28 protein-coding genes are annotated in these 24,412 nt (G+C 52.6%); 19 read left to right on the top strand and 9 right to left on the bottom strand.

Features of this window, described 5'->3' with window-relative positions; genetic code table 11:
- Positions 1–48 precede the first annotated feature (48 nt).
- From O1723_RS08690 to O1723_RS08675, 4 genes are all read left to right on the top strand, one after another.
- A complete protein-coding gene (locus tag O1723_RS08690) occupies positions 49–411 on the top strand; it encodes a GtrA family protein (RefSeq protein WP_032665674.1) in 363 nt (120 codons plus the stop codon).
- Positions 408–1,340, top strand: a complete 933-nt coding sequence (locus O1723_RS08685; RefSeq protein ID WP_325824667.1) for a glycosyltransferase family 2 protein — start codon at positions 408–410, stop codon at positions 1,338–1,340. The genes O1723_RS08690 and O1723_RS08685 overlap by 4 nt, the downstream gene beginning before the upstream one ends.
- 9 nt (positions 1,341–1,349) lie before the next feature.
- Positions 1,350–2,852 (top strand): glucosyltransferase domain-containing protein, encoded by a 1,503-nt coding sequence (locus O1723_RS08680; RefSeq protein WP_325824668.1) that lies wholly within the window; start codon positions 1,350–1,352, stop codon positions 2,850–2,852.
- Positions 2,853–2,999: 147 nt separating this feature from the next.
- Entirely contained in the window at positions 3,000–3,272 is a 273-nt protein-coding gene (locus tag O1723_RS08675) for a P63C domain-containing protein (protein ID WP_325824669.1), read from the top strand.
- Positions 3,273–3,662: 390 nt separating this feature from the next.
- Here O1723_RS08675 and O1723_RS08670 read toward each other — a convergent pair whose 3' ends face one another.
- Positions 3,663–4,940, bottom strand: a complete 1,278-nt coding sequence (locus tag O1723_RS08670) for a tail fiber domain-containing protein (RefSeq protein ID WP_325824670.1) — start codon at positions 4,938–4,940, stop codon at positions 3,663–3,665.
- 44 nt (positions 4,941–4,984) lie between these two features.
- On the opposite strand from O1723_RS08670, the gene O1723_RS08665 reads away from it, so the two are divergent.
- From O1723_RS08665 to O1723_RS08625, 9 genes are all read left to right on the top strand, one after another.
- On the top strand, positions 4,985–5,644 hold the full coding sequence (locus tag O1723_RS08665) for an MT-A70 family methyltransferase (RefSeq protein WP_325824671.1): 660 nt from the start codon (positions 4,985–4,987) through the stop codon (positions 5,642–5,644).
- The gene (locus O1723_RS08660) at positions 5,641–5,859 is read left to right on the top strand and encodes a hypothetical protein (RefSeq protein ID WP_325824672.1); all 219 of its coding nucleotides are present in this window, start codon (positions 5,641–5,643) and stop codon (positions 5,857–5,859) included. Before O1723_RS08665 ends, O1723_RS08660 begins: the two co-directional genes overlap by 4 nt.
- Complete coding sequence (locus O1723_RS08655) at positions 5,856–6,392, top strand: phiTE_072 family protein (RefSeq protein ID WP_058687938.1); 537 nt, start codon at positions 5,856–5,858, stop codon at positions 6,390–6,392. The genes O1723_RS08660 and O1723_RS08655 overlap by 4 nt, the downstream gene beginning before the upstream one ends.
- A 91-nt stretch (positions 6,393–6,483) precedes the next feature.
- Positions 6,484–6,699, top strand: coding sequence for a TraR/DksA family transcriptional regulator (locus O1723_RS08650; protein WP_325824673.1), 216 nt, complete (start codon positions 6,484–6,486; stop codon positions 6,697–6,699).
- Entirely contained in the window at positions 6,699–7,046 is a 348-nt protein-coding gene (locus O1723_RS08645) for a hypothetical protein (RefSeq protein WP_062937910.1), read from the top strand. The genes O1723_RS08650 and O1723_RS08645 overlap by 1 nt, the downstream gene beginning before the upstream one ends.
- Positions 7,024–7,263, top strand: a complete 240-nt coding sequence (locus O1723_RS08640) for a DUF4222 domain-containing protein (RefSeq protein WP_109956906.1) — start codon at positions 7,024–7,026, stop codon at positions 7,261–7,263. The genes O1723_RS08645 and O1723_RS08640 overlap by 23 nt, the downstream gene beginning before the upstream one ends.
- A 283-nt stretch (positions 7,264–7,546) precedes the next feature.
- Entirely contained in the window at positions 7,547–7,924 is a 378-nt protein-coding gene (locus tag O1723_RS08635; protein WP_045281533.1) for a beta-sandwich lipoprotein, read from the top strand.
- A gap of 216 nt (positions 7,925–8,140) precedes the next feature.
- Positions 8,141–8,413 carry an excisionase gene (locus tag O1723_RS08630; RefSeq protein WP_112020517.1) on the top strand — a complete coding sequence of 91 codons (273 nt, stop codon included), beginning with the start codon at positions 8,141–8,143 and terminating at the stop codon, positions 8,411–8,413.
- Entirely contained in the window at positions 8,382–9,467 is a 1,086-nt protein-coding gene (locus O1723_RS08625) for a tyrosine-type recombinase/integrase (protein ID WP_023330711.1), read from the top strand. Before O1723_RS08630 ends, O1723_RS08625 begins: the two co-directional genes overlap by 32 nt.
- 319 nt (positions 9,468–9,786) lie before the next feature.
- On the opposite strand, the gene O1723_RS08620 is transcribed toward O1723_RS08625, so the two are convergent.
- From O1723_RS08620 to yobA, 3 genes are read right to left on the bottom strand one after another with little or no spacing between them, the layout of a single operon-like run.
- Complete coding sequence (locus O1723_RS08620; RefSeq protein ID WP_014884299.1) at positions 9,787–10,125, bottom strand: YebY family protein; 339 nt, start codon at positions 10,123–10,125, stop codon at positions 9,787–9,789.
- Between the two features lie 16 nt (positions 10,126–10,141).
- The gene (gene copD / locus O1723_RS08615) at positions 10,142–11,011 is read right to left on the bottom strand and encodes a copper homeostasis membrane protein CopD (RefSeq protein WP_014884300.1); all 870 of its coding nucleotides are present in this window, start codon (positions 11,009–11,011) and stop codon (positions 10,142–10,144) included.
- 1 nt (position 11,012) lies between these two features.
- On the bottom strand, positions 11,013–11,384 hold the full coding sequence (yobA, locus tag O1723_RS08610) for a CopC domain-containing protein YobA (RefSeq protein WP_014884301.1): 372 nt from the start codon (positions 11,382–11,384) through the stop codon (positions 11,013–11,015).
- A 137-nt stretch (positions 11,385–11,521) separates the two neighbouring features.
- Between yobA and O1723_RS08605 the strand changes: the two genes are divergently transcribed.
- From O1723_RS08605 to exoX, 3 genes are all read left to right on the top strand, one after another.
- The gene (locus tag O1723_RS08605) at positions 11,522–11,752 is read left to right on the top strand and encodes a DNA polymerase III subunit theta (protein WP_013096102.1); all 231 of its coding nucleotides are present in this window, start codon (positions 11,522–11,524) and stop codon (positions 11,750–11,752) included.
- Positions 11,753–11,862: 110 nt separating this feature from the next.
- Entirely contained in the window at positions 11,863–12,513 is a 651-nt protein-coding gene (locus O1723_RS08600; protein ID WP_014884302.1) for a carbon-nitrogen hydrolase family protein, read from the top strand.
- 24 nt (positions 12,514–12,537) lie between these two features.
- Complete coding sequence (gene exoX / locus O1723_RS08595; protein ID WP_014884303.1) at positions 12,538–13,200, top strand: exodeoxyribonuclease X; 663 nt, start codon at positions 12,538–12,540, stop codon at positions 13,198–13,200.
- Here the strand turns inward: exoX and ptrB are convergent.
- Together ptrB and O1723_RS08585 are read right to left on the bottom strand one after the other, a co-directional pair.
- Positions 13,197–15,257 carry an oligopeptidase B gene (gene ptrB, locus O1723_RS08590; protein WP_023337428.1) on the bottom strand — a complete coding sequence of 687 codons (2,061 nt, stop codon included), beginning with the start codon at positions 15,255–15,257 and terminating at the stop codon, positions 13,197–13,199. The two genes, exoX and ptrB, sit on opposite strands and share 4 nt — an antisense overlap.
- Before the next feature lie 85 nt (positions 15,258–15,342).
- Complete coding sequence (locus O1723_RS08585) at positions 15,343–15,993, bottom strand: tellurite resistance TerB family protein (RefSeq protein WP_014884305.1); 651 nt, start codon at positions 15,991–15,993, stop codon at positions 15,343–15,345.
- Between the two features lie 169 nt (positions 15,994–16,162).
- On the opposite strand from O1723_RS08585, the gene purT reads away from it, so the two are divergent.
- Complete coding sequence (gene purT, locus O1723_RS08580) at positions 16,163–17,341, top strand: formate-dependent phosphoribosylglycinamide formyltransferase (RefSeq protein ID WP_014884306.1); 1,179 nt, start codon at positions 16,163–16,165, stop codon at positions 17,339–17,341.
- A gap of 42 nt (positions 17,342–17,383) precedes the next feature.
- Here the strand turns inward: purT and kdgA are convergent, their stop codons facing one another.
- From kdgA to zwf, 3 genes are all read right to left on the bottom strand, one after another.
- Positions 17,384–18,025 (bottom strand): bifunctional 4-hydroxy-2-oxoglutarate aldolase/2-dehydro-3-deoxy-phosphogluconate aldolase, encoded by a 642-nt coding sequence (gene kdgA / locus O1723_RS08575; protein WP_014884307.1) that lies wholly within the window; start codon positions 18,023–18,025, stop codon positions 17,384–17,386.
- Between the two features lie 39 nt (positions 18,026–18,064).
- Positions 18,065–19,876: a phosphogluconate dehydratase gene (gene edd, locus O1723_RS08570; protein WP_014884308.1), complete on the bottom strand. Its 1,812-nt coding sequence runs from the start codon at positions 19,874–19,876 to the stop codon at positions 18,065–18,067.
- A 234-nt stretch (positions 19,877–20,110) separates the two neighbouring features.
- Positions 20,111–21,586 (bottom strand): glucose-6-phosphate dehydrogenase, encoded by a 1,476-nt coding sequence (gene zwf, locus O1723_RS08565; protein WP_014884309.1) that lies wholly within the window; start codon positions 21,584–21,586, stop codon positions 20,111–20,113.
- A gap of 358 nt (positions 21,587–21,944) precedes the next feature.
- On the opposite strand from zwf, the gene O1723_RS08560 reads away from it, so the two are divergent.
- On the top strand, positions 21,945–22,820 hold the full coding sequence (locus O1723_RS08560; protein WP_032629265.1) for a MurR/RpiR family transcriptional regulator: 876 nt from the start codon (positions 21,945–21,947) through the stop codon (positions 22,818–22,820).
- A gap of 134 nt (positions 22,821–22,954) precedes the next feature.
- On the top strand, positions 22,955–24,397 hold the full coding sequence (pyk, locus tag O1723_RS08555) for a pyruvate kinase (RefSeq protein ID WP_008500455.1): 1,443 nt from the start codon (positions 22,955–22,957) through the stop codon (positions 24,395–24,397).
- Positions 24,398–24,412 lie beyond the last annotated feature (15 nt).

Below are 24,412 nucleotides of genomic sequence, written 5' to 3'. Positions count from 1 at the left end.
TGATCAGGTGATAAACTTCAGACCTTTCCGAATTGACTGATTTATATAATGTTAAAGCTCTTTGCTAAGTACACATCAATCGGCGTCATAAACACGCTCATTCACTGGGTAGTTTTCGCTATTTGCATATACGTGTTTCACACAGGTCAGGCACTTGGAAACTTCGCCGGTTTCGTCTTGGCGGTGTCGTTCAGCTTCTTCGCAAACGCCAGGTTCACCTTTAAGTCTTCGACAACTACGATGCGCTACATGCTCTACGTTGGATTTATGGGAACACTAAGTGCTGCTGTAGGTTGGGGCGCTGATAGATCTGGCATGGCCCCTATTATCACGTTAATCATCTTCTCCGCCATCAGTCTGGTGTGCGGTTTTATCTATTCAAAGTTCATTGTCTTTAGGGATGCGAAATGAAAGTTTCTCTGGTCGTTCCCGTCTTCAACGAAGAAGACGCCATACCTATTTTTTATAAAACGGTTCGGGAATTTGAAGGGCTTCAGCAGCATGAAGTCGAGATAGTCTTCATAAACGATGGCAGCAAAGACGCTACAGAATCAATTATCAACGCGCTTGCTGTTTCCGATCCGCTTGTGGTCCCGCTGTCATTCACAAGAAACTTCGGTAAAGAGCCTGCGCTATTCGCTGGCCTGGACCATGCAACAGGTGAGGCAATAATCCCAATTGATGTTGACTTGCAGGACCCAATTGAGGTCATTCCACACCTGATAGAGAAGTGGCAAGCCGGGGCTGATATGGTCCTTGCTAAACGCTCTGACCGCTCTACTGATGGACGACTCAAACGCAAGACCGCTGAGTGGTTCTACAAGCTGCACAACAAAATAAGCAACCCGCAGATAGAGGAAAATGTTGGCGACTTTCGCCTGATGTCTCGGGATGTTGTTGAGAATATCAAGCTAATGCCTGAGCGAAACCTTTTCATGAAAGGTGTACTGAGTTGGGTTGGTGGCCGCACTGACGTTGTTGAATATGCCCGTGCAGAACGTGTTGCCGGGAATTCTAAGTTCAATGGCTGGAAGCTGTGGAACCTTGCATTAGAGGGCATTACCAGTTTCTCAACTTTTCCACTGCGCATGTGGACGTATATCGGCTTGTTCGTTGCTGGCCTGGCCTTCATCTATGGTGCATGGATGATAATTGACACGATTGCTTTCGGTAACCCGGTTCGCGGCTATCCATCAATGCTTGTTTCAATACTTTTCCTTGGTGGGGTTCAGTTGATAGGCATAGGTGTTCTTGGGGAGTATATCGGAAGGATTTATGTTGAAGTTAAGGGAAGACCGCGATACATCATCAAAAATTATGAACCAACAAACAAGTCTTAAGGTGTTAAAATGCTTCGTTTCAATTTAGACAAAAAGCTTTTTTCAATGATATTGCTTATATCATTGATATTCTTCTTACCAATTATCTTATCAAGTCACTATTACGTTGATGATTTAGGTCGTTCTATTTACGGATATTCAAAGTGGTCTGAGAACGGCAGGCCTCTTGCTGATCTTTTATTCCTATCTTTGAGCTTTGGGCCTCAGTTGCCAGACATATCTCCACTACCGCAATTGCTTGCCTTGAGCATCTTATCGCTGAGTGTTTACTTTTCTGCAAAAGCATTTCTCACTGAATTTGATGGGTACGTTGCTGCCATCATTTCAATGGTTGCAATTTCAAGTCCATTCTTGTTGGAAAATCTATCATATAAATACGATGCTTTCCCAATGTCGATATCCGTGTTGTGTGCAATAATTCCTTTTGCATTCAAAGCGGTAAAATTAAAAAAACAATTTCTATATTGCTTCACTTCTGTAATTTTAATTTTGTGCATCTATCAGGCATCAATTAACATATATATAATATTCGCTATTTTATACGTATTAAATCTATTCAGATTGGGCGAAACTCGCAATGGATTGTTATCAATAGTAGCATCCATTGGCGGATTAGGTATTAGTTATCTTATATATTCAACTTTCATTTCACCATATTTTTTAGTTGGTAGTTATAATTTAAGGCATAGTGAACTTGCAACTTCAGGAATAAATGATGCCTTAACGGTTATATCACGCAATATTTCTGAATTTGGAAATTTGTTAAGTCTTGTTGTTACCACACCATTTATAATATTTTCTGTAGTAGTGTTAACATTATCTTTAATTGCATTAATAAAAATCGCATTAGTTAAATGTAGCTCCTCTTACCTTGAGAAAATAATGAAGCTTTTAGTCATTGTATTTTCTCCATTGGCAGTTTTGTGCATGATAACAGGCCCAATGATGCTCCTAAGGGACCCAGTACTGTCTCCTAGGGTTCTAATGGCATTTGGAACAGCATGCTTCTTCTTTGGGGTACTTTCTACGTGGGCCTTCTCTCGCACAAAAGTTTATAAATTAATATGCGGAATTTTGTTTACAGTCTATGCTCTATACTCTTTAGGGGTTACCTATGCTTACGCTAACTCACTTAACAACCAAGAAAAGTATGAGAATGCGATAATTCAATTAATGATGTCTGACTTAAATAACCTTGGTTTGAACAGTTATCAATTTATTGCTTTCAGAGGGGGGGTGTCGTTATCGCCTGAAGTTCGGATGGCAGCAAAAAAATACCCAATAATTTCAAAGCTTATACAACCAACAATAAATAATCAATGGGTCTGGGGTCACACCCAAATGATGCATTTTGATTTGGATAAGAAATTTCAAAGCTTTGATTATCACATGTCCCTTAAATCGAGTTTATGCACATTTAAAAATGTCAGAAACTCTAACAACTATAACATTTTAGTTGATAAAGAAAGCTCAACTGTTGTATTTGATTTCACGAAGACAGAGTGTAAATAGCTTTTGAAAGCCCCCCCTCCAGATACTGGGGAGGGGGAGTGTATTTATATTCTACTTGTATAAGTAGCACCGGAAAATAGGTATTTTCCATACCTTGTTTTGCTCCAATCCCCTTCCAGCCTCATAGGAAAGAGAGGTATTCAGGTTATGCGCGCTCGCACCATCAACGGATGTGAGAAGATCAACGCTACATGGGATATTGTGAAAGCTTGGCGTTGTTTTAATTACCCACCAGAGTTTTTTGAGCAGTTGTACCGATTGAGAGGTGTTCCGTTCAAAGCCAATATGCTCAAGCCACAATACTTAGGGCATCTTGTAAACAATATAACTTATGACCGTATGGCACCTGAGCTCAGAAGCGCATTAAAAGAAGAAAGAGCAAAAACCAAAAAATCGGGGCAAAAATGCATCAATTTTTAACCAATGGAACAGGATACAGCCTTCTCCAGAAGAGGCTCACAGGAGTCACAACGCTGATGCAAGCCAGCGATACATATGAGGGCTTCTTAGAGTTACTTGATAAAGTACATCCTCTTATGAAAATAGAAGAGAGTCATGATATAGATTAACCCATCACTCAGTCAGACAACTACCCGGCCCCCAAGCCGAGTTCTTTGTTTACAGAGCCTAGAAAGCACATTTGGCTGAGTTCCTGATAGTTCGCCAGGTTGGCCTTTAGATTTTACTCGGTTAATATTCCCCACGTTTGCTCGGGCATGAACACTGAGCAACCAGCCGCCGCCCGTTCTTTCTTAAGTCGGACGGCGGTTTTATTAGCGAAGCCGTTTCAATATGCTGTCTTCAGGTATATCAAGCTCCACCCTGTTTTAGCTCATCAACCTGTTTACTAAGTTCTGCTACCTTTGCGTTAAGTGCCTTTATGGCTGCAAGGGCATCCATCATCAGTGGGTTAAGGTCAAGCGTCATTTTCCCTACACCCTCAGCAGAGTGAACATATTCCTTGTCGATTTGTTCGATCTGCTGAGCAATTACGCCACGGCGCTCTGTCTGCTCATCATCATCAAGATAGTAGAATCGCTTAAACTCCATTTGACAGATGTTTTCAAGAGAATCAGCAACATCGAGATCGCCGTTGACGTGTTTAAAATTAATATCTGATGTTCCAACAGACTGCATCTGTGTCCATGGAATGGTGGACGAAGGAGTATTCATAGCAGCACTACCCAGGTTCCTGACAAAAAGATTGCCGGATACTCCTGTAAATATCTGCTGTCGGCGCGTAGGGTCATACCCGCATACAATTCCCGATCCTGCTTGCGGCGCCCAGGAAGTACCAGAGCCGTCAATGCCATAAAACCCTGATTCGGTATTTCCTAAGACGTTAACAGTTGGAGTTCCGAAACCGAAATAGCCCACACCTAAAACATTACCAGTATTGGGGCCAACATCCTTGGTGGCGGCACTTCCTAAACCAAGGTTTGTACGAGCACCTGCTGCTGTCTTATCACCGGTTCCACCCTGGGAAATGCTTAGCGCGGTAGTCAGCCCGGAAAGACTGGTGATGTCACTGTTTGCCCCTTTCTTCGCCAGCGATTTCTGCCCCGGTACGGTGACGGGCACACCGTTAATCGTGATAGTGACGTCTGTAGTACCGTTCATCACATCAGCAAAGCCGCTCATGTAGCGCTGGTACATCGTGAAGGTTTCAGCAATGTCCTGCGCCAGGCCATCCACACTCAGGCTGTCGCTCAGAAGAATGGCATATTTGGTTCCAGCAGGGATAGCAGGGTTAGCAGCTGGCGTAACGGTGAGAGAGGTTGCGCTTCCAATCGCGGTAATCTGGAAAACCTGCGCCGGGCTGGTCAGCGCGATGACGGTACAGCCGTTACGAATCAGCGAGCCAGCTGCAGTGAAGTTTGTTCCCGTACCTGTAAGGGTACCCGGTTCACCTCGGCAAAGATGTCCTGCTTTATGGAATTGATCCGGACGTTCAAAACATAGACTGGTCAGGATTCTATGGCCCGCGCGGAAATATGGGCGCGCCGTCCGTTCCGGAAGTCGTCGAGTGGGCGAAGACCGGTCGGGGGGGGAAGGTTTACGACCTGGTGAAAGCGAGCATAGACGCATCAGTTTGTTCGTCTCGTTATGGACTCTGTGAGTGAGGATTAGTGATGACTGGAAAATATTCTCTTATTTACGCTGATCCTCCCTGGTCTTACGGCAACACCAGCAGTAACGGGGCAGCCGCCGACCACTACTCCACCATGAAGTTAATCGACATCAAGCGCCTGCCAGTATGGGAGCTTGCCGCCGAAAATGCAGTGCTGGCGATGTGGTACACCGGCACGCATAACCAGGAGGCCATCGAACTGGCCGAGGCCTGGGGATTTACCGTTCGCACAATGAAGGGCTTTACCTGGGTGAAGCTGAATCAGAACGCCGAGCTGCGAATCAACAAGGCGCTGACAGAGGGTGAAATCACCGACTTTTACGACTTCCTCGATTTGCTTAACACCGAGACGCGCATGAACGGAGGCAACCACACCCGGGCCAACACCGAAGATCTGCTGATTGCCACCCGTGGCGCCGGGCTGGAACGTAAGCACGCCGGGATTAAGCAGGTGGTCTACAGCCCGCTCGGAGCACACAGCGAAAAGCCGTGGGAAGTTCGCCACCGAATGGAGCTGCTTTACGGCGATGTACCGCGCATTGAGTTATTCAGCCGAAGCGCAGCGCCAGGCTGGCATCACTGGGGAAATCAGTGCGCCACCGCCGCGGTTGAATTGCTTCCCGGCTGCGCCATCCAAGTCGTGAAAACGGAGGCCGCATGACGCCAGAAACAGACAACGCCATCCGCGCCGCCTGCCGCCGCTGCACCGAAGAAATCCAGCAGGCCATGCGCAAAAAGCCAAAGCCTAACTGGAACGAAACGGTGCCTCCCATCATCAACAAGCATCACAAGAAAATTGGAGCTCTGGGAGTTAGCCTCCTGGAGTTCGTCGTATACACAGGGCGGCTTAATCGCCGCTTCGGAGTTGAATCGTGAAGGTTGAAAAAAGCGATGTTCTGGCGTTTACCATTTCAGATGTTGAACGCCTCGACCCTGTCAGGGTGATGATTGAAAACTATGAGCCCGGTAAGGGTCGCATCACAATCACCTGCTTCGGTAAGGCGTGGACCGGAGCCTGGTTTGCTATGGGCGGTGATACCGTGCAGGAGTTCATTAAGCGCGTCAGCAATGATTACCTAATCGGCTATTTTGACCCACAACTGCAAAGCACAGTGGACGATGATAATGACGCCAACCTTGCTTTCGTGAAGGGTGAGATTATCCGGCTGCGTCGTGAGCATGAAATTGACGGCAATGAAGCGCGATCAATGTGGGATGAGGCTGAAGATGCTGAAGATGTGAAGGCGAGCTGCTGCAATTATCTCGTCGGCGACAAGTTGCTTAACCTGCTAGGTGATGATCCATGGTACGCAAAATGGCCGTCAGTGCCGAACCATCATTATCAATACCTCGAACGCATCATTGATGCAGTGCGCGGTGGGCTCGCAGAACTGGAGTGCGCCGCATGAAGGCACTAATCACCAGGTCGCTAAAGCGGCCTTTTTTATTGCTGGTGTTCACATTCAACAGAATTAACAGACAGTTCCGGGAGCATTGACCATGGATATCATCGATACCGCAGCAGAGATTGAAGAGCTTCAGCGTAACGCTGCCCTTTCCGCTCACCGAGTAAACCGCAACGTCGTATCAGCTGAACGTTGTGAAGAATGCGACGAACCAATTCCCGAGCCGCGGCGTGCTGCCGTCCCCGGCTGCCAGACGTGCGCCAGTTGCCAGGCTGATTTGGAACTTATCCGTAAGCAAAGGGGCTCCTGATGGATTACACCAAACTCAGTGACGGTGAAATAAGTGTAAGGCTCGCATATTTCCTGAAGCCAAAGTACACCGCCACTATTCACCCGCATGAAAAGACCGGTGCCAATTTGTCGTGGAACTGGTTTAACACGGTACAGAACACCGCCTGGTTTCCGTTACGTCGTGCCGAAGAGCTCTACCCGGCAATGAAGAAGCATCGAATCGGTCTGGTACCATTAGGTAAGACCGTGTGGCAGGCAACTCATGAGTCTGGTGTCAGCTCGACTCACCGTAACCCGCTGCGCGCTGTGGCAATCGTCTACCTCCTTTTGCAGGAGTCAGCCAATGTTCAGGATAATCCAGCCTAACACCTGGTACGCCGATGATTTCGGCGCACCCTGCAAAATCCTCCGCGCTACCCACGAAGTAATCCACTACATCCGCAACGGTCGCACCTGCATCGCCAGCATGGGCCGCTTTCAACACGAATTCGAACCGCTGACCAAAGCACAGGCCGAGCGGATCGCCGAAGAAATCGAAACAGCAGAGCACCTGAAGAAGCTGCGCGCCCAGCGTGCGGCATGAGGAGAGATTATGAAGAGAAATTCGGCCGCTCGGCGGCTACTTGGGATGGATCACTGGCGTAGTAATACGCAGCTCATGTCGTACTCGCATTGGCATGTAGCAGTAAAGAAAGGGAGGTCTAACCCTAGCTGGGTTGCTGTTCGAACACGAAGTTATGACTTCTCCAATTTCGATGAATAACGCAACTGATAGCCAGTTATGAGCTGGCTATTGGGTGCGAAAGCACTGCCACGTTATCCCTTTTGCCCGGCCCCGCGCCGGGCTTCTTTTTACAGGTGACAAAATGAAAAAAGGTTTACTGCTCCTGGCTGTTCTGGCGCTGTCAGCGTGTGATGTGAATGATGCGGATGTGGCCAGCCGCAACGTCAGCAAAGCCGCGGACAATTTCGAAGCTCAGCGTCGCTTTGTTTTTTATAACGGCATTACCGGCGAATTTATGCTGGAGATCACCGGACTTTGCTCCAAAGACAATACCAGCACCGATCGTACCCTGGGCGTCATCTGCAAGACCGGGCCGGGCGTCTACAAAAAGCACATGCTCGGCCTATCAGATAACGTGACCTGGTTCATGGAAGATCTGAGCGGCACGAACGCCAGCGTGAACCATTATCGCGTCACCTTCAAACCTTCCGTAATCATCCCTGACATCGATATCCGCTAACCACTTTTACAGCAGGAGCGCCCCATGCAATCAAACCCCATGACCTGGCTCATCGCCGCACTTATGGCGCTGGGCGCTCTCATCTCATTTCTTCACGAACCGGAAGGTGTGCAATGGCTGCTTTTAATGTGGGCGCATTGATTTACCATCCTGATTTCGATTAATCAACACGTCAATGCGGCCTCGCATATAATGCCAGGTGGCTAAGGAGTTCTCATGGCTAAGCTTCTCAATTTGCAGGAATGGGCTGCTGAGGTCTACACGACTCCACCCTCCATTTCTACTCTGCGTCGATGGACGCGGGATGGGCGAATTTATCCGGCGCCGGAACTGCACGGAAAGGAGTATAAGGTTCAGCCTGACGCTATCTACGTGGATCCGCGCAAGAAGAATCGGCGCGCTAAACCGAAACACACCAAACTGCCGTCCGGCGGCACCTTACTGGAGAGACTGACTCATGGCGAAAAGGCCAGTACGTTACGACGCTAACCTGCCACGTAACCTGACCTATCGTAAAAGAGACAGGCTTTACAGCTGGCGCAATCCAGTGACCGGGCAGGAGATTTCTCTTGGCCGGATTGATCGCAAGGACGCCGTTGCCCAGGCCATCGAGGCCAACAACTACATCGACCAGAATTACCTTCCATCTTCTCTCCTGGATCGCATTAAGGACGTGCCAACATTCACAGTGGCCGCATGGCTGGAGCGTTACGAGGTAATTCTCGAGCGGCGCGAGCTGAAACCAAACACGATGAAGGTCAGGCGAAACCAGATCGCCACCATAAAGGAAGAGTTCGGGAAAATTCCCCTCGCTTCTGTCACGACAAAGGACATCGCCTCATTCCTTGAAGCGTACATTCTCTGCGATAAAAAGAGCATGGCTTCCGGGCTCAGGTCTGTGCTGATGGACATCTTCAGGGAGGCGATTGTGGAAGGACATGTCGACAGGAACCCGGCAGAACCGACGCGAACGCCGACACCGAAAGTTAAGCGAGAACGCTTACTGCTCGAACAATTCACGGTCATCCGCCAGGCAGCGTTAACTCATTCTGAATGGGCGCCAAACGCATGCGATCTGGCACTGGTCACCGGCCAGCGGCGGGAGGATATCTCACTGTTCAGGTTCAGTGACATTAAAGACGGGAGGCTTTTCGTTACTCAGGAGAAAACAGGTCACAAACTGGCGCTTCCCCTTGATTTGAGGCTGGACGTCGCCGGGCTTGTGTTGCAGGATGTCATTGATCGATGCCGGGTGAATAACCCTTCCGACTTCATGCTTTACTCTCCGGTCCGCCGCGGGGGAAGAAAGCCGGGGCCGCTAACGCCTGACGGTCTTACCCAAGCCTTTGCAGAGATAAGGGATTCGACCGGGTTAAAATTCGGACCTAATCCACCTCCTTTCCATGAGATCAGAAGTCTGGCGAGCAGGCTCTATGAAAAGGAGCGCGGGGAGGAATTTGCTCAGCGCTTACTCGGCCACAAAAGTTTAACAATGACCAAAAAATACCTGGACGCACGCGGTGCAGAGTATGTTATGGTTTAGACAGGATATGGAATATTCGAGTAATTTTCGGGGGATTTCGTGTTAATACCGAAAAAACCTTTGAAAAACAAATAGATAAAAAGAGACCGAATACGATTCCTGTATTCGGTCCAGGGAAATGGCTCTTGGGAGAGAGCCGTGCGCTAAAAGTTGGCATTAATGCAGGCTAAGTCGCCTTGCCTTTTAAGAATAGATGACGACGCCAGGTTTTCCAGTCCACAGTTAAAGCGGCCAGAAAAAAAGCGTTAAATCATCATCAAAAACAAAAAACCGCAGTGCTTTCGCGAGCATCTGCGGTTTTTTATTGGAAACCTGAACGCTAGCAGAGCTTGTCAGCGCGTTCGATAAACGGTGTCAGGCTCATCTTCTGCCCTGGGTGAGCCGGGTCATCAATCTGGATCACGCTGATGGGCTGGCCGCTGCTCTTGCCGCTGGCCACCTGCTGCTCTGCAACCTCATTCAACGGGTATTGCACCAGCGTACTCGGGTTGATCGCGTATAACGCATGGCCCGGACGACAGGTCAGCATCACCTCTTCGCGATTAAACGCCCACTTGTCTTTACCCACTTCAAAACGGCTGACGGTGATCACCTGCGGCGCGGCCAGAGCGCTCCCCGTGCAGGCCAGCAATAAGAGCGAAAGTACTGTTTTTTTCATATGTTAGTTAACCTTGTCAGAAGGGTTCCCAGGTGGCGAACAGGCTGACCGCTGCCAGAACCAGCGCTCCCAGCACCACTTCTGCCTGTGTCATCCTGATAAAAAGCTGTTGTGCCCTCCCGGAATCCGGACGAAACCGTGGCACCAGAAAATACCGATTTGCCAGCGCAATTGCCACCATCAACGCCACCAGCGCACATTTGAACAATAAAAGCTGCACGTAGCCAGCCTGCCACGGAATATGGACGCCCAGAATCAAGAGCGAATTGATCGTCCCTGTGAGCAGCACGCCCGCGACGGCATAGTGGCCTACGCGCGAGAAACGCATCATGGTGTAGATGGCCGCGTTCTGCCAGCGCCCTTTTGCCAGATGCATGCAGAACAGCAGCGGCAGTAATCCGCCGAGCCAGGTTGCGGCACATAACAGATGAACGGCATGATTGAGACGCTGCACAGCCCCCAACGGACCTTCGTTCATCGTCGCGTGGCCTACCCCTGCCAGCAGCACAAACTGCCCCATTGCGAGCAGTAGCAGCCGGGAGCCTTTCAGCGGCGCAAGCCACGCGGCAGCAACCGTAATGGAAGCAAGGATAATTTGCCACAGCCAGACGCTGCCAAACTGCGTCCCCAGTACGCCGTGCCAGACTTGCGGGTTAAACACATCTCCCCAGCCGTCGCCCATTAATCCGCCCTGAAGCATGAACATCAGAAGCGCAGCGGCCAGGCTGATTAAAGATGCCACCCGCTGCTGTAGCGCGAAACGCAGAGCCATCAGACGGTGGAGAGAGGAAGGCGCCAACCAGACGCTGTATAGCGCATTACCAAAAACGAGCATCAGCGCCGCGAAATGGATAAAGCGCAACCCAACATAGACCAGTGCCAGCATGCTATTTCACGCTAAAGTGATAGCTGCCTTTGGTTTTGTGGCCGTCGACGGAAACCACATGCCAGTCCACCTGGTAGGTTCCGGTCGCCAGCGTTTGCGCCAGCGGAACGATCAGTTGAGCCTTGTTCTTTTCGTCTCGCGTTACGGCTCCCGTTTTGACGACCTGCTTGTGCGCATCCGTCACCACCACACCGCTAAATCCCGGTTCGATACCTTCCGAAAAATTCAGCGTCAGTGACTGCGGAGCGCTCACCACGCTGTCTGCTGCCGGGCTCTGCTGTTTAAGATGCGCATGCGCCAGCACAGTAGGTGAGATAACGACTGATGCCAGAAAAACCAGCGCGCATACCGTGCGTGAAGTGGATAATCCCATCGCGATCATTCCTTTTTGTTATGTCTGTATGCTAAAGAATAACGCTGTATAATAGACGAGTCGAGGATCATCCCACCTCCGCTTGTCATCGTCGCGCAATCGCGGTAACGTTGCCGCCGCATAAACAGGAGAAGGAAATGAAAATCAATCTGGCCGCCCTTCCTCAGGACGAGATGGATAAAGTGAATGTCGATCTCGCAGCCGCTGGCGTTGCGTTCAAAGAGCGTTACAACATGCCCATCGTGGCTGAAGTTGTGGAACGGGAACAACCCGCCCATTTGCGCGACTGGTTCCGGGAAAGATTAATTGCTCACCGTCTCGCTTCGGTCAACCTCTCTCGTCTGCCGTACGAGCCTAAAGTTAAATAAGCTTAACGAGTCGTTACACTTCCTTACGCGAAATCTGGCAGGATAAGAAAACCCTGATTAAATTAGGTGTATTCTTAAATCCCTGCGACTCAGTGTATAAGGAAGTCACGATGTCACAATGGAATATAGCGGCAGCCCAGTATGGCGGGCAGTATCACAGTGTTGATGAACACGTTACCCACCACCTACGCTTCATTGCCGAAGCGGCACAGCAGCAGTGCGATCTGCTGGTCTTCCCGGAACTCTCCTTAACCGGCTCAGGCACAACGACGTTACCTCCCCCACCGTGCGACGCGCAGCTGGAACCCTTGCTTGATGCGGCACATTTTTACCAGATTAGCGTTATTGCCGGGCTTCCCCTTGAGCGGAATGGCCAGCGTCAGAAAGGTCTCGTGCTCTTTACGCCCTCTCGGCCGAGCATCGTGCGCTATCCGCAAGGCGGCGGTGCGAGCCTGGTTCCGGGGGATAAACAGCTCACCATCATTGATGCGCAGGGCGATTCCCCCAATCTCGATCCGCAAGCAACGCTGTTCACCAGCAGCCAGTCGGTAAGGGACAACCGCTGGCGGCAGTCCATCAGCACCCTGCAACGCTTTGCACACAAATATGCCATTGCGGTATTAATGGCGAACGCCAGCACCGGCAGCGCATTATGGGATGAAAAAGGCCAGTTGATCGTGCGGGCGGATAAAGGCGAGCTGCTGTTGACCGGCACGCTTAACCGACAGGGTTGGCAAGGCGATATCATTCCTTTAGGCTAAGCGTTTTAAGCTCAGGAGATTTTCATGCTGCGCGTCATTGATACCGAAACTTGCGATCTTCAGGGCGGAATTGTGGAGGTGGCCTCGGTCGACGTCGTTGACGGAAAAATAGTCAACCCGATGAGCCATCTGGTGCGGCCCGATCGCCCTATTAGCCCGCAGGCCATGGCTATCCATCGCATCACTGAATCAATGGTGGCGGATAAACCCTGGATAGAAGACATTATCCCGCACTACTATGGCAGCCCGTGGTATGTCGCCCACAACGCCAGCTTCGACCGTCGGGTTCTCCCCGACATGCCCGGGGAATGGATTTGCACCATGAAGCTGGCGCGTCGCCTGTGGCCGGGGATCAAATACAGCAATATGGCGCTGTATAAATCCCGCAAGCTCAGCGTCAGAACGCCTGAAGGGCTGCACCATCACCGCGCCCTGTATGACTGCTATATCACCGCTGCGCTGCTGATCGATATTATGAATACTTCCGGCTGGACACCGGATGATATGGCGACGATTACCGGCCGTCCTGCACTGCTGACGACGTTCACCTTCGGAAAATACCGCGGGAGAGCAGTATCGGATATTGCGGATAAAGATCCGGGCTATCTGCGCTGGCTGTATAACAACCTCGACAAGATGAGCCCGGAGCTACGCTTAACCCTGAAGCATTATCTGGGTGAAGCTTAACGTTCAGCCTGGCCTGGAAGCGTATCCTGCGCCAGGCCGATCAAAAAGGCGTATTCCAGCGCCACCCCTTCATAAGATTTAAACCGCCCCGACTTCCCTCCGTGCCCGGAGTCCATATCGGTACAGAGCAGCAGCAGGTTGTCGTCGGTTTTCAGTTCCCGCAGCTTCGCCACCCATTTCGCCGGTTCCCAGTACTGCACCTGTGAATCGTGCAAACCGGTGGTCACCAGCATGTGCGGGTAGGCTTTCGCTTCCACGTTATCGTACGGGCTGTACGCTTTCATATAGCGATAATAGATTTCATCCTGTGGATTCCCCCACTCTTCAAACTCCCCGGTCGTGAGCGGGATAGATTCGTCGAGCATGGTGGTGACCACATCGACAAACGGTACCTGCGCAACGATGCCCTTAAAACGCTCGGGACGCTGATTGATCACAGCGCCCATCAGCATGCCGCCCGCGCTGCCGCCCATGCCAAAGCAGAGCTGCGGATCGCCATAGCCTTGTTCAATTAAGGCGTCGCAAACGTCGAGATAATCATTGAACGTGTTTTGCTTTTTCAGGAATTTCCCGTCTTCATACCAGTGCTGGCCCAGCTCACCGCCGCCGCGAATATGAGCGATGGCAAAAACAAAGCCGCGATCGAGCAGACTTAATCTGCTGCTGCTGAAGTCGGCATCCATGCTGGAACCATAGGAGCCGTAGCCGTAAACCAGGACAGGGTTTTTACCTTTCTGAAAATGCGCCTTGTGATACACGAGCGAAACCGGCACCTCGACACCATCGCGCGCGGTAACCCACAGGTGTTCGCTACGATAATTGTCGGATTCAAATCCCTTCACTTCTGTTTGCTTCAACACCTGGCGCTGGCCGGTATCCATATCCAGTTCGAACAGCGTGTCCGGCGTGGTCATCGACGAGTAGCCATAGCGCAGCCGGGACGATTCAGGCTCAGGGTTAAAACCAATCCAGGTGACGTAGGCCGGGTCGTCGAACGCGATCCCTATCACCTCGCGCGTTTTGCGGTTGATTTGCCGGATACAGGTCAACCCCCGCTGACGCTCTTCCACCACCAGCCAGTCGGTAAACAGCGTGAACCCTTCGAGCATCACCTGTTCCCGCGCGGGAATAAGCACCTCCCACTTGCGCTCGTCGCGCACCTTGGTCTTATACAGGCCAAAGTTTTTCCCCTCGCGGTTTGAGCGCAGATAAAAGCTGTGCTGGAAGTGATCCAGACTGTACTCATGGTCTTTTCGGCGCGGCAGAAAGCAGAGCGGCTGGGCATCAGGCAGTTCGGCATCCAGCAGTAGCACTTCTGAGGTGGTAGCGCTGGCAAGGAAAATAATCACATAGTGGCGTGAGGACGTTTTATGCAGGCTGACATAAAACGTTTCGTCTTTCTCCTCATACACCAGTTCGTCATCGGCGGAGTCCGTGCCTACACTGTGGCGCCACACCTGATAAGGCAGCAGCGTGGCGGCGTGCTTTTTAACGTAATAGACCGTCTCGGAATCGTTCGCCCAGACAAAATCCGGGGAGACGTTTTCCAGCATTTCCGGATACCAGTTACCGGTTTCAAGATTGCGGAATCGCAGGCCATACTGACGACGGGAGAGATAATCCTCCGCCAGCGCCATAATGGTGTTATCCGGGGAGATGGACATACCGCCCAGCGTATAAAACTCGCTGTGGGCGGCACGCTGGTTGGCATCCAGCAGAATATCCCATTCATCCCACTCGGCGCTTAATACCGACTGTCGCTGATAGATGGGATATTCACTGCCGGGCTCGTAGATATGCCGATAACGATAGCCGTTTTTGGTCCAGGGCGCGGAGATATCGCGCTGAGGAATGCGCTGCACCATTTCGTTCAGCAGCTGGTCCTGAAGCGCCTGCTGGCTGGACATGACCTTGCGACCGTAATCGTTTTCTTCATGCAGGTAGTCGAGTACCTCTGGGCGGGAACGTGAATCGTCCCGTAGCCAGTAATAGTTATCTATACGCGTATCGCCATGGGTGGTAATCGCATAAGGAGTACGTCGGGCTTTCGGTGGCATGACATCATTCTTTTAAGTTTTACACCCTATAAGGTTGGCAAAACCCGCGCATGATGCAAGCGAAACATGGCTACATCAGCGATAGCTAGCCCTGTAGCATCTGTTTTTGCTCCCGGATATCCTGCTCGATCCCCTCGCGAACATCCTGAGGAATTTTCAACGCATCGCCCAGGGCGTTGAGATAGCTGCGTTCCATAAAGTGGTCAATATCAATGGCGGCACAGCTCAGGAAATAGAGTTCCAGCGCCTCTTCCTCATTCTGCACGCTTTGCGCCAGACGCTGCGGATCGAGCGGCTGCTCAATGGCCTGCGCCACCAGCGTTCTGCCCTGCTCCTCCACGCTGGCTTCTCGCATCTGCTGCTCGATAGCCGCTCGTTCTTTATCATCAATATGCCCGTCGCTTTTTGCGGCAAACACCAGCGCAAGAATGAGCCGCTCCGTACGCAGATCCAGCGGCGAAGTCTCCTCCCCAAAGTGGGGTTCATCCTGGTGCGCCGCGCGTACCCTGTCCTTGTACTTGTTCCACAGCACGGTACCGGCGATAGCGCCGCCACCGGCCAGCAACGCGCCGGTACCGTACTTTGCCAGCAGCTTACGTGAGGATTTATTGGCGACCAGCAGCCCTGCCAGCCCTCCGAGCGCCCCCGGTACCAGCAGTTTGCTGAGCCCCTGGTCGCCGGAACCTGATGTTTTCTGCCCTAACATGGATTGCAGTTGATTTAACCAGCCTGACATGGTTTCCCTCACTTAACGGTTAACATTTCCACAGCGTAAGCGAGCAGGCGTCAGGAAATGTCCGTCGAGGCTAAAGAAGCGCAAATTTCTCGTCGGCCCTTTTGCCCTGCGCAAGACAGACGCAAACGTTTTCGTTTATACTGCGCGCATCTTTTTCAGGGGGAATGTTATGACTCGTTTAGGAACCGCGCTGCGACCTGCGGCGACGCGTGTGATGCTGTTAGGATCGGGCGAGCTGGGGAAAGAAGTCGCCATTGAGTGCCAGCGTTTAGGGGTAGAAGTGATTGCCGTAGACCGCTACGCCGACGCGCCCGCCATGCATGTTGCCCATCGTTCTTATGTGATTAACATGCTGGACGGAGAAGCTCTGCGGACACTCATCACGCAGGAGAAACCGGATTTTGTGGTGCCGGAGATTGAAGCTATCGCGACCGATACGCTGATCGCGCTTGAGCAGGAAGGTCAGCGCGTGGTGCCTTGCGCCAACGCAGCGAAACTGACCATGAACCGCGAAGGCATTCGCCGCCTGGCGGCAGAGGAGCTGGGGCTGCCCACTTCAAGCTACCGTTTTGCGGGCGATAAAACCGCATTCCTGCAGGCCGTCGATGAGATGGGTTACCCGTGCATCATTAAGCCGGTGATGAGCTCCTCCGGAAAAGGACAGAGTTTTATCCGCGACAGCAGCACGCTGGACAAAGCCTGGGATTATGCGCAACAGGGTGGCCGTGCCGGAGCTGGCCGCGTGATCGTCGAGGGGGTGGTGAAGTTTGATTTCGAAATCACCCTGCTTACCGTCAGCGCCGTGGATGGCGTCCATTTCTGCGATCCGATCGGTCACCGCCAGGAGGATGGCGATTACCGCGAATCCTGGCAGCCACAGCAGATGAGCGCCCTGGCGCTGGAACGTGCCCAGGATATCGCCCGTAAAACCGTTCTGGCGTTAGGTGGTTACGGTCTGTTCGGCGTGGAGCTGTTTGTCTGCGGCGACGAGGTGATTTTCAGCGAAGTCTCCCCTCGCCCGCATGACACCGGTATGGTGACGTTGATATCGCAGGATCTCTCCGAGTTCGCCCTGCATGTTCGCGCCTTCCTTGGCCTGCCGGTTGGCGGTATTCGTCAGTACGGCCCGGCGGCCTCGGCGGTGATCCTGCCGCAGCTGACCAGTCAGAACGTGACGTTTGATAACGTCGAGGGCGCAACGGGCGCCGGGTTACAGGTACGTTTGTTCGGTAAGCCGGAGATCGACGGCACCCGTCGTCTGGGCGTGGCGTTAGCAACCGGGAATAACGTCGACGAGGCCATCGCACGCGCTAAAGCGGCGGCAGCGAACGTTGAGGTAGCAGGATAAAAAAAACGGGCCGAAAGGCCCGTTTTTCATACGATAAAAAACTTATTGCTTCGCGCCTTCAACCGCTTCGCGAGCCAGTTTCGTGATGCGATCCCAGTCGCCCGCTTCCAGCGCATCCGCTGGCACCAGCCATGAACCCCCGATGCACAGCACGCTTTTCAGCGCCAGGTAGTCACGGTAGTTCGCCGGAGAGATACCGCCCGTCGGGCAGAAACGCACCTGAGAGAATGGACCTGCAATCGCCTGCAGCGCTTTGGTGCCGCCGTTGGCTTCTGCCGGGAAGAATTTGAACTCTTTCAGGCCGTAGTCCATACCCAGCATCAGTTCAGACACGGTGCTGATACCCGGGATCAAAGGAATAGTGCCTTCGGTCGCTGCTTTCAGCAGCGGCTCGGTCAGGCCAGGGCTGATAGCGAACTGAGCTCCGGCCTCCGTGACTTCTGCCAGCTGTTGCGCGTTGAGAACAGTGCCCGCACCGATGATGGCGTCCGGCACTTCTTTGGCGATAGCGCGAATCGCATCCATCGCGCAGGCGGTACGCAGGGTCACTTCCAGAACACGAACGCCACCCGCAACCAGCGCTTTCGCCATTGGCACAGCGTGCTCCAGCTTGTTTACCACGATAACCGGCACGACAGGGCCAGTGGTCAGGATTGCTTCTGCACTTGTTTTCCAGTTTTTCATCAGAGTTTTCTCTCGCCAGATCGTTAAAATCAAGTCGTCTTAAAACGTAATACAGGTCGCGCCCTGCTCCGCACCGGAGAGTTTCTCACGCAGCGCGCTGAACATTTCGCGTCCGGTCCCCACGCGCGATGCGCTCAGGTCAGGAATATGTGGCTGACGTGCCGCCAGCTCTGCCTCATCCACCAGCAGGGTTAACTCACCTGTCTGACCGTTCACGCGGATCATGTCACCGTCGCGCACTTTCGCCAGCAAACCGCCGTCATAAGCTTCCGGCGTGACGTGGATGGCTGAAGGCACTTTGCCGGATGCACCGGAGAGGCGTCCATCGGTCACTAACGCAATTTTGAAACGGCGGTCCAATAATACACCAAGTGGTGGCATAAGTTTATGTAATTCTGGCATGCCGTTCGCTTTTGGCCCCTGATGACGCACTACCACCACACAGTCTTTATCAAGCAGACCCGCGTCAAAAGCGGGTAATACGTCGTGCTGGCTTTCAAACACCACAGCCGGCGCTTCAATAACCTGGTTCTCTTCCGGTACAGCAGACGTTTTCATCACCGCACGACCGAGGTTGCCGCTCAGCACTTTGGTGCCACCATGAGGAGAGAACGGATTGTCGATGGTGGCAATCACCTGCGCATCGAGAGATGCGGTCGCCCCGTCGCGCCAGTCCAGCTCGCCATTGTTCAGCCACGGCTCCTGGGTATAGCGCTGCAGGCCAAAGCCTGCCACGGTGTTGACGTCTTCATGCAGCAAACCGCCTTTCAGCAGCTCGCGCATCAGCAGCGGTACGCCACCCGCAGCCTGGAAGTGGTTGATGTCCGCCGGACCGTTCGGGTAAAGACGTGCCATCAGCGGCACCACGGAAGAGATCTCAGAGAAATCATCCCAGTTGATCAGAATGCCCGCCGCGCGCGCCATGGCTACCAGGTGCATGGTGTGGTTGGTCGAACCGCCGGTGGCCAGCAGAGCCACGATACCGTTGACGATCACTTTTTCGTCGACCATTTTGCCCATCGGCATCCATTCATTGCCGTTTCCGGTCAGACGCGTCACCTGACGTGCTGCGGCCTCAGTCAAGGCCTGACGCAGAGGTGCATCCGGCTGGATAAAGGACGAGCCCGGCAGCTGCATGCCCATAAATTCCACCACCATCTGGTTGGTGTTGGCCGTGCCGTAGAATGTACAGGTACCCGGCGCATGGTAGGACGCGGCTTCCGCCTCCAGCAGCGCCTGACGGTCTGCTTTTCCTTCCGCATACAGCTGGCGAATACGCACTTTTTCTTTGTTCGGCAGGCCGCTTGCCATCGGGCCAGACGGCACAAAGATCGCGGGCAGATGGCCAAACGACAGCGCTGCCATCACCAGTCCCGGAACGATCTTGTCGCACACGCCCAGGTACAGTGCGCCATCAAACATGTTGTGTGACAGGCCTACTGCAGCAGACATCGCAATCACTTCGCGGCTGAGCAGCGACAGCTCCATACCATCCTGCCCCTGGGTCACACCGTCGCACATTGCCGGCACGCCACCCGCGACCTGACCTACCGCATTCACGCTGTGCAGCGCGTTACGAATGATATTGGGATAGACCTCATACGGTTGGTGGGCGGAGAGCATGTCGTTATAGGAGGTAATAATGGCGATATTGTTACGCAACATGCTTTTCAGGGAGGCTTTATCATCGGGCTGGCAGGCCGCGAAGCCGTGCGCCAGGTTACCACAGGCCAGCTGGGAGCGATGGACGGTATTGCTCTTTGCCTGTTCAATCCGGGCGAGGTAGGCCGAACGGGTCTCCTTCGAGCGCTCAATAATGCGTTGTGTTACGCGTAACAATGTCGGATTCATAAAAGCTCCTCTAATTTATCTGTCCGGGCTCAGGAGTTTACAACGTCGCTGGCAGTTGTTAACACCGCTGAAACGCTTGCCGTCCGGAGCTCTGGGGCAAAATCACTTCCGGCAGTGTAATAAAAAAAGCGCCGCGGGGAAATCCACGCGGCGCTTAAAAGAATAAAAATTGTGCCACTAGCTGTGTTAGATCATGTTACCGGTAAAATAACACTTTCGGGCTAGTGGATTATCCTACTCAAACTCGTTCCAAGAGCGGCCATCACGGGTGATCATGGCCACCGATGCAACCGGACCCCAGGTGCCCGCCTGATACGGTTTTGGCGCATCCTGATCGGCTGCCCAGGCTTCGGTAATGGAATCGACCCATTTCCACGCCTCTTCCACTTCATCACGACGCACGAACAGCGCCTGGATACCACGCATGGTTTCCAGCAGCAGACGCTCATAAGCATCCGCGAGGTGCGTCTGGTTGAAGGTTTCGGAGTAGCTCAGATCCAGTTTGGTGGTCTGCAGGTTATGCTTGTGATCCAGGCCCGGCACTTTGTTGAGGATCTGGATATCAACCCCTTCGTCCGGCTGCAAACGAATGGTCAGTTTGTTCTGCGGCAGTTCCTGCCAGGACTCTTTAAACAGGTTCAGTTCCGGGTTTTTGAAGTAGACGACGACTTCGGAACATTTGGTTGGCAGACGTTTACCGGTACGCAGGTAGAACGGCACGCCCGCCCAGCGCCAGTCATCGATGTCCACGCGGATCGCTACAAAAGTCTCGGTGTTGCTGGATTTGTTCGCGCCCTCTTCTTCCAGGTAGCCCGGCACTTTTTTGCCTTGCGCAAACCCGGCGGTGTACTGGCCGCGAACGGTCTTCTCACGCACGTTGGAGCGGTCAATGCGGCGCAGCGACTTGAGCACTTTGACTTTGGCGTCGCGAATGCTGTCTGCCGTCAGGTCAGACGGCGGTGACATGGCGATCATGCACAGAATTTGCAAGAGGTGGTTCTGGATCATGTCGCGCATTTGGCCTGCCTGGTCAAAGTAACCCCAGCGGCCTTCGATACCTACCTCTTCCGCCACGGTGATTTCCACGTGGTCGATAGTGCGGTTGTCCCAGTTATTCACAAACAGGGAGTTAGCAAAACGCAGCGCCAGCAGGTTCAGTACCGTCTCTTTACCGAGATAGTGGTCGATACGGTAAACCTGGCACTCTTCGAAGAACTCTCCCACCTGGTCGTTGATTTCACGCGAGGTTGCCAGAGAGGTACCCAGCGGCTTCTCCATTACCACGCGCGCCGGTTTGGCGTTCAGTTTGGCTTCGCCGAGACCTTTGCAGATGGCGCCGAAAGTGCTTGGTGGCATGGCGAAATAGTTAATGGTGACACGGTTTTTCTGATCCAGCATGGCGCCCAGGCGGTTAAACGCGCTGACGTCATTGACGTCCAGGTTGCAGAAATCAAGTCGACCGCTCAGGGTATCCCACAAACTTTCATCAATTTTTTCCTTCATGAAAGTTTCGAGCGCCTCGCGGACGACTTTGGTATAAGCGTCCTTATCCCAGTCGGCGCGCCCTACCCCCAGGATACGGGTATCCGGATGAATTTGGCCCGCTTTCTCCAGTTGATACAGGGAAGGCAGCAATTTTCGGCGTGCAAGATCGCCTTTCGCGCCGAAAATGACCAGGTCACATGCCTGGGCTGTTTGCGTTACCGCCATGTCATTCTCCTCAGTTGGATCACCTGGTACTTCTGCCAGGTATCGTTGTAATTTTATTACAATGCACTGTACTGCTTTTACGTCATTCCCGAAACCATTAGCACTTATCCTCTCGTGCGATACGGCAATTTTTCGCCTTGCAGCCGATTAAGGGGGCATTATGACGCAACAAGCGTCGATAATTTGCGCAACAGGGTCATAGCAAAACCCGACATCGATCAAGTAATGAAAAAAAACAACAACATTATCTTGTCGACTGTTACCCTTTATGGAAGCCACAGGGGTAATATCGGCTAATCGAATGAAGATTTCATCCATTTATGAAATCGTTTCCACCCCCACGAGCGCCCTGTTAACAATGAATATGCTTGAAAAAATCCAGTATCAACTGGAACACCTTAGCAAATCCGAGCGAAAAGTGGCTGAAGTCATTCTTGCCTCTCCCGCTCAGGCGATTCATTCAAGCATCGCCGCGCTGGCTCAGGAAGCAGGCGTTAGCGAACCGACCGTTAACCGCTTCTGCCGTAGCCTGGAAACGCGCGGCTTTCCTGATTTTAAACTGCATCTGGCACAAAGTCTGGCAAACGGCACCCCTTATGTTAATCGTAATGTGGATGAAGACGACAGCGTAGATGCCTACACGGCGAAAATTTTTGAGTCAGCTATGGCCACGCTTGACCACGTTCGTCAGTCTCTGGATATGAGTTCGGTGAACCGTGCGGTGGATTTACTTACCCAGGCCAAGCGGATCGCGTTCTTCGGACTTGGGTCGTCGGCCGCCGTGGCGCACGATGCCATGAATAAATTCTTCCGCTTCAACGTGCCGGTGATTTATTCCGATGACATTGTGCTGCAACGCATGAGCTGTATGAATTGCAGTGAAGATGACGTCGTGGTACTCATTTCGCATACTGGCCGCACCAAAAGTCAGGTGGAACTGGCGCAGCTGGCCCGTGAAAACGATGCCATGGTGATCGCCCTCACCACCGCCGGTACGCCGCTGGCACGAGAGGCGACGCTCGCCATTACGCTGGACGTCCCGGAGGATACCGATATGTATATGCCTATGGTTTCCCGTCTGGCACAGCTCACGGTTATAGACGTGCTGGCGACCGGTTTTACCTTGCGCCGGGGCGCAAAATTCAGAGATAACTTGAAGCGAGTCAAGGAAGCGCTGAAGGAATCGCGTTTTGATAAAGAATTGCTCATAAAGAGCGATGTTTCCTTAAAGTAGATAACGAAGACGTAACCAATAATTACGATGTAATGATTTACGGCATTCGGTCCACTCTTTGCTGCCTTGCGGCAGATGAAGGCCGATTCAATGTTCACGCAACACCAAAGTTGTTTCAGTCAACGGAGTATTACATGTCCAGAAGGCTTCGCAGAACCAAGATCGTTACCACCTTAGGCCCGGCCACCGACCGCGATAATAACCTTGAAAAGATTATCGCCGCGGGTGCCAACGTGGTGCGCATGAACTTCTCTCACGGTACGCCAGAAGACCATAAATTACGTGCCGACAAAGTGCGTGAGATCGCCGCTAAACTGGGCCGCCATGTCGCTATCCTCGGCGATCTGCAGGGTCCTAAAATTCGTGTCTCCACCTTCAAAGAAGGTAAAGTTTTCCTCAATATCGGCGATAAATTCCTGCTGGATGCCAACCTGGGCAAAGGCGAAGGCGATAAAGAAAAAGTCGGGATTGACTATAAAGGCCTGCCAGCTGACGTGGTGCCTGGCGATATCCTGCTGCTCGACGACGGACGCGTACAGCTGAAGGTGCTCGAAGTTCAGGGGATGAAAGTGTTCACCGAAGTCACCGTCGGCGGCCCGCTCTCCAACAATAAAGGTATCAACAAACTGGGCGGCGGCCTCTCTGCGGAAGCGCTGACCGATAAAGACAAAGCGGACATCGTTACTGCGGCTCTGATCGGCGTTGACTATCTGGCAGTCTCCTTCCCACGCTGTGGCGAAGATCTGAACTATGCACGCCGTCTGGCCCGTGATGCAGGCTGTGATGCCAAAATTGTTGCCAAGGTTGAACGCGCGGAAGCCGTTTGCGATCAGGACGCCATGGACGATGTGATCCTGGCTTCTGACGTGGTGATGGTGGCCCGCGGCGATTTGGGTGTGGAAATCGGCGATCCTGAGCTGGTTGGTATCCAGAAAGCGCTGATTCGTCGCGCACGTCAACTGAACCGCGCGGTGATCACCGCGACCCAGATGATGGAATCCATGATCACCAACCCAATGCCAACCCGTGCGGAAGTGATGGACGTCGCTAACGCCGTGCTGGATGGTACCGATGCGGTAATGCTGTCTGCGGAAACCGCTGCGGGCCAATATCCTGCTGAAACCGTGGCCGCGATGGCGCGTGTCTGCCTGGGCGCAGAGAAGATCCCAAGCATCAACGTCTCTAAACACCGTCTGGACGTGCAGTTCGACAACGTGGAAGAAGCGATTGCGATGTCTGCCATGTACGCGGCAAACCATCTGAAAGGGGTTACCGCGATCATCACCATGACCGAATCAGGCCGTACCGCGCTGATGACTTCCCGTATCAGCTCCGGTCTGCCGATCTTCGCCATGTCCCGTCATGAACGTACGCTGAACCTGACGGCGCTGTACCGCGGTGTGACGCCAGTGCACTTCGACAGCACCAATGACGGCGTGGCAGCCGCGCACGATGCCGTCAATCTGCTGCGCGACAAAGGTTACCTGGTGTCCGGTGATATCGTTATCGTGACGCAGGGTGATGTGATGAGCACCATTGGCTCAACCAACACCACCCGCGTTATGACCGTCGAGTAACAACGTCTGTGTTAA

This window comes from Enterobacter cloacae complex sp. HYC080_NIDB, assembly GCF_056673325.1.
The sequence above is the reverse complement of the archived record's forward strand: the minus strand, read 5'-3'. Positions and strand labels throughout refer to the sequence as shown.